Here is a 13,277-nt window from a genome sequence, read left to right as displayed (position 1 = left end):
GTCTGGCAAGCTGAATGAAGCGTCGGATAAGACGTCTGATCTAAAGCTGACCGATACGATGGTGGATATGTTCTCCGATCCAGTGAAGCTGGATGTAGARAAAGTAACGAAGGTAGATAACTACGGTACGGGTCTTGCGCCGTATTTCCTATCGCTTGGATTATATGTCGGAGCTATGCTATTAACGATTGTATATTCGGTTCGTGAACCGGCTGTTCGTCCAGTTAACGGCTGGAGCTGGTTTTTGAGTAAAGCACTCACTTTAGCGCTAATCGGTACTATTCAGGCATTGATTGCGGATGCTGCTCTTATTTATGTGCTGAAGCTGGAAGTGCAAAGCATGGGCTTGTTCGTCATGTACTCCATACTAACCAGCATTACGTTTATGATGATTATTCAATTCCTAGTTGCTTCAATGGGCAATCCGGGACGATTTATCGCAGTTATTTTGCTTATTTTCCAATTAACGAGCTCTGCGGGCACATTCCCTATCGAGCTTGTACCTGGATGGTTGCAAAAAGTATCGCCGTTCCTGCCAATGACTTACTCGGTCAAAGGCTTTAGAGATATTATCTCAAGCGGAGATTTCAGCTCGATGGCTGGATATGTTGCAATTATGGCGGGCATTGCTATTCTGTTCGCAGTGCTTTCTTATCTGTACTTTACTTTGTCCCATCGGAAAACGAAGGACGATCAGTTGGAACCAGCAGTTCCGGCATCTGTTTAATTTAAAAAAAGGGCTGGTCTCGGATAATCCGTGACACAGCGCAATATGCAAAGACGCTCTCAAACACGATGAAAAGTGGATGAGAGCGTCTTTTTTTGTATACAAATGTAGCGCAAGGAAGTGAGGTGAGCCGGACTAACTCCGCACAGTCATATACAAAAACGGCTGACCATTTTGGAAGGGATCATTTAAGATGATCTCTTCTCATTCGGTCAGCCGTTAATTATCTGCTATTCGTGAATTTCAGTGAGCAATTGACCAAGCGTCTCGAGCGCTTGCTCTTCCTGTTCGCCGTCAATTTCCAAAGTCACTTCTTCATTCATCGCGATACCAAGTGTCAGCATGCTAAGCGAGCTTTTGCCGTTTACTTTTTTGCCTTTGGCAATGACGCTGATTTTACAAGGAAAGGTGTTTGCTGTTTGGACGAAGGTTTTAGTTGGGCGTACATGAAAGCCCGTCGGATTGATGATAGTGTAAGTTTTGCTAATCATGATGAATCACTCCGTTTCTTGTGCGTTCTACGAATTGTGTAATTTCCTGAGTGCTCCGCATAGTCAGTGCTTGATTGGCATGAACCGACCATTCGGACTGGTCGAGCTGTCCGATCAGCTCTCTTGCTTGCAGAATCGAACCTGCGCTCATGCTGAATTCATGCAGGCCAAGGCCAAGCAGCAAAGGGATTGCTGTCTGATCGCCTGCCATCTCGCCGCACATGCCCACCCATTTGCCTTCTTTCTCTGCCGCTTGAATAACGAAGCTGATGAGGCGAAGCAAGGATRGATGCCATGGCTGGTACAGGTACGATACCGTTTCGTTCATACGGTCTGCCGCCATTGTATATTGAATCAAATCATTAGTGCCGATGCTGAAGAAATCAACTTCAGGAGCGAAAAGATCGGCAGCAACTGCCGCGGCTGGAATTTCGACCATCATGCCTATTTCGATATGCTCGGCAAGCTGCACGCCTTCGGCGATGAGCTTCTGCTTTTCTTCCTCAAGCAGCTTCTTTGCCTCGAGGAGCTCCTCTAATACGGCAATCATCGGGAACATGATTTTCAAATTGCCGTAGCGGCTGGCGCGGAGAAGTGCCCGCAGCTGTGTACGGAACAAGTCCTGTCTATCGAGACATAGGCGCAGCGCGCGCTGTCCTAAGAATGGGTTGCTTTCCTTTGGCAGCTCCATGTAGGGGAGCTCCTTGTCTCCGCCTATATCAAGTGTCCTGATGACGACTGGCTTAGGGTTCATTTTCTCAAGCGCATATTTATAGCTGGTGAACTGCTCCTCCTCCGTTGGGAGGGAGCTGCGCCCCATATATAGAAATTCGGTACGAAAAAGCCCAATTCCTTCGGCGCCGTTGTCGATTGCCCGCTGAATATCTTCCAAGCTGCCGATGTTGGCTGCCAGCTCTACTTGCTTGCTATCCTTGGATAAAGTGAGCTTATCCTTCAGCTTGCTTAATTCCGCTCTGCGCAGATCATCCTTTTGTTTCTTTTCTTGATAGGCTGCAAGCTCTTCTTCCGTAGGCTCAATTAGGACAATGCCTTCAGCCGCATCAACGATAATGACGGCTTGCTCTTTCATATCGTGAACCGCTTGGCCGATCCCTACGATTGCTGGTATTTCCAATGATCGCGCCATAATGGCAGAATGCGAGGTGCGGCTGCCTATCTCTGTGACAAAACCGCGTACGAAGTTCAAATTAAGCTGAGCAGTATCTGAAGGCGTCAGATCGCGCGCAACGATAATACACTCCTCCGACAGATTGGCTAGGTCAGTATGCGGAACGCCGCGCAAATGACTCATGATGCGTCCGGATACGTCCTCAATATCAACGGCGCGTCCTCTTAGCAGTTCATCAGCCATCGATTGCAGAAGGTCGATAAAATGTTTAGATATCTCATGGAGCGCAAATTGAGCATCTATGGATTCTTCGGCTATTTTTTGCTCAATCGCTTCAATGAAATCAGGATCTTCCAAAATCATCAGATGACCTTCGAATATTTCGGCTTTGTCTGCTCCGAGGCGCTCCTCTGTTTTTGTGCGAATCGCTTCAACCTCTTCACGGGTGCTTGCAACAGCACGGCGGAACGTTTCTATTTCCTGCGCACTGTCTTGCACAAATTGCTCAGTCGGTATGAAACGCTCGGATGCGAGATGGAAGACCGGGGCAATGGCGATACCCGGTGATGCTGCTATCCCTTTAAGTGTTAATGTCATTAACTTCAGACTCCTTTCGCCGCAGATTGGAGGGATTGCTCCAGCTTGCGGTATTGCTCTGCCGCTTGTATATGAAGCGGATGCTGCTCATCTAAACCTGTATATTTTGTTATCGTAGAATGAAGGCCTAGTTCCTTAATGGAAGCTTGCAGCTCGGCAGCTTCGGGATCATCTACAGCATTAAAATGTAAAGCCGCTGCCATAGCCGTGGTCAAATGAATGGCAGGCATGCCAAATTTATAAGCTAATGAGGCCGGTCTAACTAGACGGTCATTCGGAGAAATTTTGCGAATAGGCGAGCGGCCGATTCGAACTACCTCGTCTACCAAGTAAGGATTAACAAAGCGCTCCAAAATTTGCTCAACATAAAGCGCATGCTCTTTCTCATCGAATTGATACGTTTGGATAAGCGCAGCTCCTGATTCCTGCAATGCGCCTCGTACCTCTGCCAATATCTCTTTGTTGTTCATCGCTTCTTGAATCGTCTCGCAGCCTTTAAGAAAACCGTGATACGCTGCAACGCAATGCCCTGTATTAACAGTGAACAGCTTGCGCTCGATATACGGCTCCAGTTGATCGACGTAGTGTACTCCGTCAATTTCCTTAAGCGAATTAAGCAATGGGGAACGCTCTACAGTCCACTCATAGAAAGGCTCGACCATAACTTCAAGTGGGTCTTCATTTTGCTGCAGCGGAACGATACGGTCAACGGCGGCGTCAGGGAAAACGATATGCTGATCGGCCTTCGCCTGTACATCCTCAGATAGATGGCCATATACGAATTGCTTCAAAATCGTGCTGCCGCCAAGGGCATTCTCGCACGCAATAACCGGAAGAGCGGCTTTGCCGCTCTCGATTCTAAGCTCAATTCCTTTAGCAACCGCAGCGGCAATGTGCTTCAGTACCGATACGCCAACAGCGGTTGTAACGATATCCGCTTCTGCGATAGTCTTAGCGACTAAATCTATATTTTTACCGTCAATAGCAGTTATATGGTCAACTAGATACGTGTCGCCTTGCTCGTTTGCAATCTTAACCGCATATTGCCCTTTTTCCTGCAGCTGCGAGACAAGCGTATCATTTACATCAACAAAACATACCTCGTAGCCCGCGTTATGCAGCAGCAAACCGATAAAACCTCTGCCTATGTTGCCTGCGCCGAAGTGAACGGCCTTCATGATTCCATCCCCGATTCAAAGATTGAAATCAATTCTTGCTCCGATGAAGCGTTCAAGATGCGCTGCATATCTTCTTCCTCAGACACGAGCACAGCAACATTGGTCAAAATATCAAGGTGATCGTCGCCGACAGCCGCTAGGCCGATAATTAATTGAGCAGGCTCTTCGCCGCCGAAGTCTACGCCAGCCGGTACGGTAATAATGGCCATGCCTGTGGATTTAATAAGTGCTTTCGATTCATTCGTGCCATGAGGCATAGCAAGCCCTCCGCCGATATAAGTGGATAGAGACTCCTCGCGCTCAATCATTTTGTCGATATACGAGTGCGGAGCATGCCCTGCGTCAACAAGCATTTGTCCAACCATGCGGATCGCTTCGTATTTGTCCTTAAGGTTAACGTTTAATTTTACTTTCTCTGTAGATAGAATGGTCATGATTATTCTCTCCAATCCAATTTGGTTTTTATATATTGTTCCAGCTTCTTTGAGATAAACAACTTAATGCTTGCCGCATCATCATGCGCTAATAAAGTTAGCAGATTCGGCAGCAGCAGCATTGCGCTAACTTCACTTAGCAGCTCAAGGCTATAGGAATCAAGCTTGAGAGGGCCGAGCATCATCAACAGGTGCTTGGCCTGCGCATCTTCATCCTCGCCTAGCTGCAAAGTTCGATCATATCGATATAAAGCAAGCAGTGGCTCTTTAATCCACTCGCTGCGTGTATGAAGCAGGGCAAGCTCGGTATCTGGTATGACGAGACTTCCTTGCAGCTCTCTTGCGAGCAGCTGATCGGCTATTTTTTCGCGATTTGCATCGATATACGGCTTTCCGATTAAGGAAAGCATACTCGGCAGCTGGTGGTCCAATCGATCTTGATCTGGCAACAGCGTTAAATCATGCACATGGAAGCCGTCAAGCAGCTGAAGAACGATGCCGGAATACAGCTGAAGCTGAAGCAAACGATCCAGAGGTGACTGGCCTGCCGTGTCTTCGGTTGCTGATAGGGAGGGAGCGGCCTTCTTCAAGGTGGTGCCCTCTATATAGCTGCGAAGCTTATTTGTTTCTTCCGGCGTGAGCAGAGGACTCAGCTTAATATAGCGGTCGGGCTCTAACGGCAAATCAACTGTTGAAATGATCAAATCATAGCGGCTCGGCGGAAGCCTTGTCGCTTCATACCATGAATAATGACCGATCAAGTCGATTTGCGGCAGTACATTAGCAATTTTGACAGCTAAAAGCTTGGATGAACCGATGCCGCTCGTGCAAACGAGAACAGCTCTTATTTTTCTTGGAAAAGGCTTTAACCGCTCAAGGGAAGCTCCAAAATGCATAACGATATAACCGATCTCCTCGTCAGGCACTTGTAGAAGCGGATAAACCTGTTGTACAGCGCTTTGAACAATGGAAAACAATATAGCGTAATCTTTTTTGATCGGCACTAACATCGGATTGCGGATGGCGATGCCGTCCTTAATGCGTTGAAAGGCTGGTTTTATATGCTGAATAAGTCCTTCCTCCAGCGATCGATCCTCCATGAGCGACATGTTTAGCTGATCCTCGACATAACGGATGAGCAGCCTGACACCTTCAATGGTCGGCATATCTTCATGATGAATCAACAGGCCGTTATCTAGAAAAGCTTCGCTATTCAGCAGTTGTGAAAGATATGTTTTTTCTTCTATTGGGAGCTGTAGATTGAGCGCAACCAGCAAGCTTCGCAGCAAGGGAATGATTTCATCAGAATGACGATATTCGCTTGCTGAGACAAAGCAGTTGTTCTCTATTCGGGTTAATGCAACCGACAGCTTAATAAGCAATCTTGTATAGTTAGATTCGGACAACGTATGTGGCCATTCGTCATTTAGTTCCCATAGCGCATGCTCGAGCCGCTTAAAGTTTTCTTTGCCGATCATGTCGAGCAGCTGTGCTGTGATCGGATTTGAGACTGTAAGGTTCTTGAATTGACCGAATAAATCGGAATCGTCAAGATGATTTATGGCAAGCAAGCTAATCGAATGACGCTTATCTTCTTCAGATCCAATAATTTCAACGCCATACCCTCTTCTGCGAACAAGGGTCATCCCATGTTTATTGATCAGTTCCTCCAGCTCATCGAGATCATGGCTGATGGTCGGCATCGTTACACGCAGCTCATGGGCGAGTGCAAACAGCTTTATCGGCTCGTCATGCTCAAGCAGCCTGCAGAGAATAACGATTTTTCGTTCTTCAGCCGAATATTCAAAGTAATCAGATGGCTCAAACGATTGTTTGAATCGCTCAAGAGTATCCGAGTCTGCTTCTACTTGAATACCAAGCCCTGCTATTTTGTGAAGTGCAATGCCGTTTGCGGCAAGTAACGATTCGATATCGACAAGCTCGCGATGGATCGTCCTTGTGCTCGTACCGACAATGGACGCGATATCGGCTGCGGTAATTTCTTGCTTTTGACTCAGCAGCAGTTCGATAATTCGACGTTGCCTAGTTGAGGCTTTGATAGGCTATCCTCCTTAGCAGAAGAATGGACTTAACGCCGACAGTAAACTGTCAGCGTTAAGTATGAAGTCATGAACTTAGTCTTTGTACGAGCAAGTCATACTCTGGACTTTTAAGGAAATTATCAATGGAAATATGCTCTGCATTTGGCGCCTTTAGGCGTGCGCGGTCAGTCAATGTTTTATGGGTGATAACGATGTCGGCATCGCCTGGAATATCGTTGATCGCCGTGTTGATAACGGTAATCGGCAGCTCAGCTGCATTTATTTTTTTGCGCAATATGGAAGCGCCCATCGCGCTTGAGCCCATACCCGCATCGCAGGAAAATACAATTTTGTTCACTTGCTCTTTCGTTAGCTGTACTTGTTCTGCGGCAGGTGAAGCAGCATTTCCTTTGGATTCAGCTTTCATTTGCTGAACTTTTTGTGCAGCGAGCTCAAGCTCGTTGTCGTTATCTCCTGCCTGCTTACTTGTTTTAAGAAGAACAGCAGAGACAAGGAATGAAACGATTGTTGCGACGACTACGCCGCTTAGCATTGCTAGTAGTCCGCCTTTTGGCGTCATGGTGATATAGGCGATAATGCTGCCCGGTGATGGCGCGGCGACAAGACCAGCTCCGAAGATGGAGAAGGTGAATGTACCAGCAACACCCCCAGCAATAGCTGCAATAATCAAACGCGGATTCATTAGAATGTACGGGAAGTAAATCTCGTGAATACCGCCGAAGAAATGAATAACAACAGCGCCTGGTGCCGATTGCTTAACCATTCCTTTTCCGAATACCCAATAAGCAAGCAGAATGCCAAGACCAGGTCCTGGGTTGGATTCCAGCATGTAAATGATGGATTTGCCGGCTTGTGATGCTTGATCCAGCGCGAGCGGACCTAGTATGCCGTGGTTAATCGCGTTGTTGAGAAACAGTACTTTAGCTGGCTCGATCAAAATGTTCGCAAGCGGCAGGAAACCTGTGTTGATCAGCCACTCCACACCTGAAGCAAGTACTTTGCTTAATGCGGCTACGACCGGCCCGATGCCTTTGAAGGCAATCAGTGCAAGGCCGCCGCCAATAATGCCGGACGAGAAATTGTTGATGAGCATTTCAAAGCCCGAAGGAATCTTTCCTTCAATAGATTGATCGAATTTCTTCAGCACCCATGCGGCTAGCGGGCCAACGATCATGGCTCCGAGGAACATGGGAATGTCCGCCCCAGCAATAACGCCGAGTGTGACGATTGCGCCGACTACGCCTCCGCGTACGCCGTGAATCATTTGACCACCGGTATAGCCGATGAGTATAGGGAGCAAGTAGGTAATCATCGGTCCAACAAGTGTTGCTAGGCTTTCGTTCGGAAACCAGCCTGTTGGAATAAATAGTGCCGTAATGAGTCCCCATGCAATAAAAGCGCCAATATTCGGCATGACCATGCCGCTTAGAAAACGACCAAATCGTTGTACGGAAACTTTAACTCCGCCGGATACCGGTTGCTCGGATGTCAGTTTACTCATGCTTAAACCTCCAATTTATAATAATGTTCACTAACTGAACCTGAATTAATCGTAATGTATAGCGCTTTCATATTCAATGAATTGAAAAACAGGTTGCGTCATGAGCATTGTTGACATCATTTTTCCTTTTAGTATTGCTGATTTTCGGGGATGCTGTATAATCACTATTGTTTCTTCTAAAACTGCAAAGGGGAATGCGATATGCAAGACCAAACGATTATTCGTTTTGAACATGTGACAAAACAATATGCTCATAATGCTGCTGCTGTCCTCAAAGACGTCAGCTTTACAATAGAGCGAGGCAAATTTTATACGCTGCTTGGTCCGTCTGGCTGCGGCAAGACGACGGTGCTCCGGCTAATAGCTGGCTTCACTGAACCCTCAGAGGGTCAAATCTATTTCCATAATAAAGTGATAAACCGGGTTCCAGCGAATGAACGCCAAGTGAATACGGTTTTCCAGGATTACGCTCTTTTTCCTCATCTCAATGTGTTCGAGAATGTTGCCTTTGGCCTGCGAATCAAGAAGATGAAAAATGCGGATGTGACGAATARAGTGAAGGATGCTCTTCGTTTCGTCAACTTGGACGGTTACGAATCACGGGAGATTTCGGAGATGTCCGGCGGTCAGCGGCAGCGCGTTGCCATTGCGCGGGCGATCGTGAACGAACCGGAAATTATTTTGCTGGACGAGCCGTTATCCGCACTTGATCTTAAGCTTCGCACGGAAATGCAGTACGAGCTGCGCGAGCTGCAGCGCCGACTTGGCATCACATTTATATTTGTTACGCATGACCAAGAGGAAGCGCTGGCGATGTCTGACGAAATTTTCGTTATTAATGAAGGAAAAATTCAACAAAGTGGAACGCCAACAGATATTTACGATGAGCCGATCAATCGCTTTGTTGCGGATTTTATTGGTGAATCCAATATTGTACCCGGCCGAATGGCACGTGACTTCGAGGTGGAGTTCGCTGGTCGTTCATTTGAATGCGTCGATCAAGGGCTCACGCCAAATGAGGCTGTTGATATTGTAATCAGGCCAGAGGATTTGGAAATAACTTCTTCAGAGAACGGTAAGCTGCAAGTACGTGTAGATTCACAATTGTTCCGCGGCGTACATTACGAGATTTGCTGTTACGATGAATCAGGCAATGAGTGGCTTGTCCATTCCACTCGCAAAGCTACAGTAGGGGAGCAGATCGGATTAACCTTTGACCCAGAAGCCATCCATGTTATGAGACTAGGTGAAACGGAAGAAGAATTCGATAAGCGTCTTGAAGCATACAGCGAGGCCGCAGATGTCGAATAAATCACGTAGTTTTTATCTCATACCGTATATGGCTTGGATTGTGTTATTTGTTATAGCGCCGATCGTGTTAATTGCCTATTACTCCTTCTTTGATGTAGAGGGCAACTTCACGCTGGACAATTATGTGAAGTTCTTTACGCCGGTTTATATGAAAATGACGCTTAGCTCCTTCTGGTATGCGTTTCTGATAACCGCAATATCATTGCTTGTCGCGTATCCGGCTGCTTATTTATTGACAAAAACTAAGCATAAACAGCTCTGGCTGCTGCTTATTATACTGCCTAGCTGGATCAATTTGCTGCTAAAGGCTTATGCGTTTATTGGCTTGTTCGGTACATACGGCTTTGCGAATTCCGTACTGGAAGCGATCGGCATTCCGAAACAGCAAATTTTGTTTACGGACTTTAGCTTTATTTTCGTATCGGTTTATATCTTTATTCCTTTTATGATTTTGCCGATCTTCAACGCGCTGGAGGAAATGAATCCGACGCTTGTGTATGCGGCGCGTGATCTTGGCGCATCCGCGTGGACGACGTTCCGGCGTGTTATTTTTCCGCTAACGATCAGTGGTGTGAAATCCGGCTGTATGGCTGTATTTATACCTGCATTATCTCTGTTCATGATTACGAGGCTGATTGCCGGCAATCGGGTTATTACGCTAGGTACAGCAATCGAGCAGCATTTTCTCGTGACGCAGGACTGGGGTATGGGTTCGACGATTGCTGTGTTCTTGATTCTAGCAATGGCGGCGATGATGCTGTTAACTGGCAATCGAAAGCGGGGTGCGGCAGATGCGCGGAAAAAATAAATGGTCGAACATCTATCTTGTACTCGTGTTTGCAGTACTCTATGCGCCTATTTTTTATTTAATGTTTTATTCGTTCAATAGCGGCGGCTCGATGCGTAATTTCGAGAGCTTCACGCTTGATTATTACAAAGAGGTTTTTGCGGATACGCGTTTGCTCATCATTGTCCTGAACACGTTCGTTATTGCGCTGCTGTCCGCTGCAATTTCGACGATTCTTGGTGTTATTGGTGCGATAGCTATTCATCACATTCGCAGCAATCGACCGAAACAATCGCTTTTGACGCTCAACAATGTATTGATCGTAAGTCCCGATGTTATTATCGGTGCGTCCTTTCTTATCCTATTTACGATGATTGGCATCAAGCTGGGCTTTGTGTCCGTCTTGCTGTCGCATATTGCGTTCAGTGTTCCGATTGTCGTTATTATGGTGCTGCCGAAGCTGCAGGAAATGAGCTCAACGTTGATTGATGCGGCGCATGATCTTGGTGCCAGCTCGTGGCAGGTGCTGACGCGCGTCGTGCTTCCATTCATTAGGCCGGGCATATTCGCAGGGTTCTTTATGGCGCTGACGTATTCGCTAGATGACTTTGCGGTAACATTTTTTGTAACCGGCAACGGCTTCTCTACGCTGTCTGTTGAGATCTACTCGCGGGCGCGCCAAGGTGTGTCGCTATCGATCAATGCGTTGTCGACACTTATTTTCTTATTTACGATCATTCTGGTCGTTGGTTATTACTTCATTAATCAACGAAATATGAAGCCGTCAAGCAAGGAGGGACACTAATGACACAGCTGGTGCGTATGTTCGTAATCGTGTTTGTTGTTTCATTTGGCCTCATCTACCTGACTTCGTATTTGAATGATAGTGAAGGCTACAGCGGAAGCAATACACTGACAATTTACAACTGGGGCGATTATGTTGATCCCGAGCTGCTTGACCGCTTTGAGGAAGAGACGGGCATTAAGGTCATTTACCAAACCTTCGATTCGAATGAAGCGATGATGACCAAAATTGGACAAGGCGGTACGACGTTTGATGTTAGCATTCCTTCTGAGTATGCGATTAGCAAGATGAAAGAGGATGGTTTGCTCTTAAAGCTCGATCACTCGAAACTCCCGAATTTAAAATATATCGATCCACGTTTCATGAATTTATCATTTGATCAAGACAACGCTTATTCCATTCCTTATTTTTGGGGGACTGTCGGAATTGTGTTCAATCCAGAGCTAGTCGGGGATCTGACCTTCTCCAGTTGGAATGATCTATGGGATAAAAGCTTGCGCAACCAGATCCTGCTGCTGGACGGTGCTCGCGAGGTTATGGGCATGGGGCTTAACTCTTTGGGTTATTCGCTAAATGATACGGAAGAGGCTCATTTGCAGGAGGCGAAAGCGAAGCTGCTCCAGATGACGCCTAACGTGAAGGCGATTGTCGGTGACGAAATCAAGATGCTGCTTGCAAACGAAGAAGCGGCAGTCGGTCTTGTTTGGTCGGGTGATGCATCGGAAATTATGGATGAGAACGATAAGCTTGATTATATCGTGCCAGAGGAAGGCTCGAATCTATGGTTCGATAATATGGTTATTCCGAAGACGGYCAAAAATATCGAAGGCGCGCATCAGTTTATCAACTTCATGCTCGACCCTGAAGTGGCTGCTCAGAACGCGGAATATGTCGGTTACTCGACTCCGAATGAGGCGGCGCTGGCGCTGCTGCCTGAGGAGATTGCGACCGATGAGCGTTTTTACCCAGATGAAGAGCTGACCGAAAGGCTTGAGGTTTACGACAACCTCGGCAAAAGAATGCTGGCCCACTATAACGAGTTGTTCCTTGAGTTTAAAATGCATAAGAAATAAACAAAAGAGATAGCATTTTTCTAATGATTCCCATGCTATGCTGGATGAGATATTTCCAGATGAGGCGGCAAATGTGAATAGATGGGGCGGAGAGCATGAATAGCAGATGGATGAATTACGGCGGTCTTATACTAATCGCTGTTGTGTGGGGAGCGAACTTCGGCATATCGCGGTTAGCTATGGAGTCGTTTAATCCCATCGTTTTCTCGTTTTTGAGATTTGGATTGGCTATTCCGTTTTTCTTTCTCATTCTTAAGCTAAGAGAGGGCAGCGTGGGCATTCCATGGCGAATCGTGCCGAAGCTTGCTGTCATTGGGTTGGTTGGCATTACACTGCTCGAAATTACGGTGATGTACTCGATTAAATATACGACCTTAGCCAACGCGTCGCTGCTGAACGTAGCGCCGTGGCCGATCTTCGCTGCATTGTTTGCCCCTTTATTCATGCGCGAAACCATCACGAAGAGGCTCATTGTTGGCGGAGCGATATCCATTGTTGGAGTATGCTTCGTCATACTGGGCGGCGGTGAAAGCTTCAGTCTCTCATCTGATAATATGATCGGCAACTTGATGGCGCTTGGAGTCAGTATTGTCGGTCCGTTATTTAATCTAAGCTCCATGTCGCTTATGAAGCAATACTCTGCTCTGCGTGTCAGCACGTGGACGATAGCTTTTGGGTCGTTGTTTATGCTGCCGCTCACCTTTGGGGCTTGGGGGCAAACCGATTGGTCGGCTCTACAGGCGGGGCATTATTTATCCATTGGCTATAATGTATTGATTTGCACCGTTGTCGCTTTTGTCGTTTGGAATGCATGTATGTTCAAGGTTGGCGCAACGCGTTCTAACTTTTTCCGTTATGCGGTTCCGGCGGCGGCTGTTGTAGCTGGGTATGTGATGTTCGATGAGAAGATCGCGCTGCTGCAAATGTGTGGCGCAGGCTGCATGGCCGCAGGACTGATATGGATCAGCATCGAGAGCAAATCGCGAAGCAAATCGTCCGTGAAGACAGTGGAGTCGAATGGTTAATTCTTGTGATTCATAATTGTGGTTGATAGTTTATGAGATCGAATTCTAATTGTATAAAAATGTATCATGTGAGGGTTTCGTACTAAGTTGGACTAACTTAGTACGAAACTCTTTTATTTTTTACATAAAAAGGATTATTAAAGAACAGTGTGTGTT

General features: G+C 46.7%; 12 protein-coding genes and 1 pseudogene. 6 read left to right on the top strand and 7 right to left on the bottom strand.

Features of this window, described 5'->3' with window-relative positions:
• Nucleotides 1-727, top strand: a 727-nt coding sequence (locus tag AC1DSE_RS18660; protein WP_477528016.1) for a YhgE/Pip family protein, incomplete at its 5' end; no start/stop codon positions are given.
• 230 nt (nucleotides 728-957) lie between these two features.
• Here the strand turns inward: AC1DSE_RS18660 and AC1DSE_RS18655 are convergent.
• From AC1DSE_RS18655 to AC1DSE_RS18625, 7 genes and pseudogenes are all read right to left on the bottom strand, one after another.
• Entirely contained in the window at nucleotides 958-1,218 is a 261-nt protein-coding gene (locus tag AC1DSE_RS18655; RefSeq protein WP_339206371.1) for an HPr family phosphocarrier protein, read from the bottom strand.
• Entirely contained in the window at nucleotides 1,211-2,944 is a 1,734-nt protein-coding gene (gene ptsP, locus AC1DSE_RS18650) for a phosphoenolpyruvate--protein phosphotransferase (protein WP_477528015.1), read from the bottom strand. The genes AC1DSE_RS18655 and ptsP overlap by 8 nt, the downstream gene beginning before the upstream one ends.
• Nucleotides 2,945-2,949: 5 nt before the next feature.
• Complete coding sequence (locus tag AC1DSE_RS18645; RefSeq protein ID WP_477510988.1) at nucleotides 2,950-4,122, bottom strand: mannitol-1-phosphate 5-dehydrogenase; 1,173 nt, start codon at nucleotides 4,120-4,122, stop codon at nucleotides 2,950-2,952.
• Complete coding sequence (locus tag AC1DSE_RS18640) at nucleotides 4,119-4,556, bottom strand: PTS mannitol transporter subunit IIA (protein WP_477510987.1); 438 nt, start codon at nucleotides 4,554-4,556, stop codon at nucleotides 4,119-4,121. The genes AC1DSE_RS18645 and AC1DSE_RS18640 overlap by 4 nt, the downstream gene beginning before the upstream one ends.
• Nucleotides 4,557-4,558: 2 nt before the next feature.
• Nucleotides 4,559-6,259, bottom strand: a complete 1,701-nt coding sequence (locus AC1DSE_RS18635) for a BglG family transcription antiterminator (RefSeq protein WP_477510986.1) — start codon at nucleotides 6,257-6,259, stop codon at nucleotides 4,559-4,561.
• 183 nt (nucleotides 6,260-6,442) lie between these two features.
• A pseudogene (locus tag AC1DSE_RS18630) lies at nucleotides 6,443-6,589 on the bottom strand (HTH domain-containing protein); the annotation flags it as partial.
• Between the two features lie 94 nt (nucleotides 6,590-6,683).
• The gene (locus AC1DSE_RS18625; protein WP_441877736.1) at nucleotides 6,684-8,120 is read right to left on the bottom strand and encodes a PTS mannitol transporter subunit IIBC; all 1,437 of its coding nucleotides are present in this window, start codon (nucleotides 8,118-8,120) and stop codon (nucleotides 6,684-6,686) included.
• A 201-nt stretch (nucleotides 8,121-8,321) separates the two neighbouring features.
• On the opposite strand from AC1DSE_RS18625, the gene AC1DSE_RS18620 reads away from it, so the two are divergent.
• The 5 genes from AC1DSE_RS18620 (at nucleotide 8,322) to AC1DSE_RS18600 (ending at nucleotide 13,121) form a co-directional block, all read left to right on the top strand.
• Nucleotides 8,322-9,431 (top strand): ABC transporter ATP-binding protein, encoded by a 1,110-nt coding sequence (locus tag AC1DSE_RS18620; protein ID WP_477528014.1) that lies wholly within the window; start codon nucleotides 8,322-8,324, stop codon nucleotides 9,429-9,431.
• Complete coding sequence (locus tag AC1DSE_RS18615) at nucleotides 9,421-10,239, top strand: ABC transporter permease (RefSeq protein WP_076268478.1); 819 nt, start codon at nucleotides 9,421-9,423, stop codon at nucleotides 10,237-10,239. The genes AC1DSE_RS18620 and AC1DSE_RS18615 overlap by 11 nt, the downstream gene beginning before the upstream one ends.
• On the top strand, nucleotides 10,223-11,023 hold the full coding sequence (locus tag AC1DSE_RS18610; RefSeq protein WP_076268477.1) for an ABC transporter permease: 801 nt from the start codon (nucleotides 10,223-10,225) through the stop codon (nucleotides 11,021-11,023). The genes AC1DSE_RS18615 and AC1DSE_RS18610 overlap by 17 nt, the downstream gene beginning before the upstream one ends.
• On the top strand, nucleotides 11,023-12,096 hold the full coding sequence (locus AC1DSE_RS18605; RefSeq protein WP_477528013.1) for an ABC transporter substrate-binding protein: 1,074 nt from the start codon (nucleotides 11,023-11,025) through the stop codon (nucleotides 12,094-12,096). Before AC1DSE_RS18610 ends, AC1DSE_RS18605 begins: the two co-directional genes overlap by 1 nt.
• A gap of 95 nt (nucleotides 12,097-12,191) precedes the next feature.
• On the top strand, nucleotides 12,192-13,121 hold the full coding sequence (locus AC1DSE_RS18600) for a DMT family transporter (RefSeq protein WP_477510984.1): 930 nt from the start codon (nucleotides 12,192-12,194) through the stop codon (nucleotides 13,119-13,121).
• Nucleotides 13,122-13,277: the final 156 nt, after the last annotated feature.

This window comes from Paenibacillus sp. 01L418 (assembly GCF_056400045.1).
This window is presented reverse-complemented; position numbering and strand designations above follow the sequence as displayed.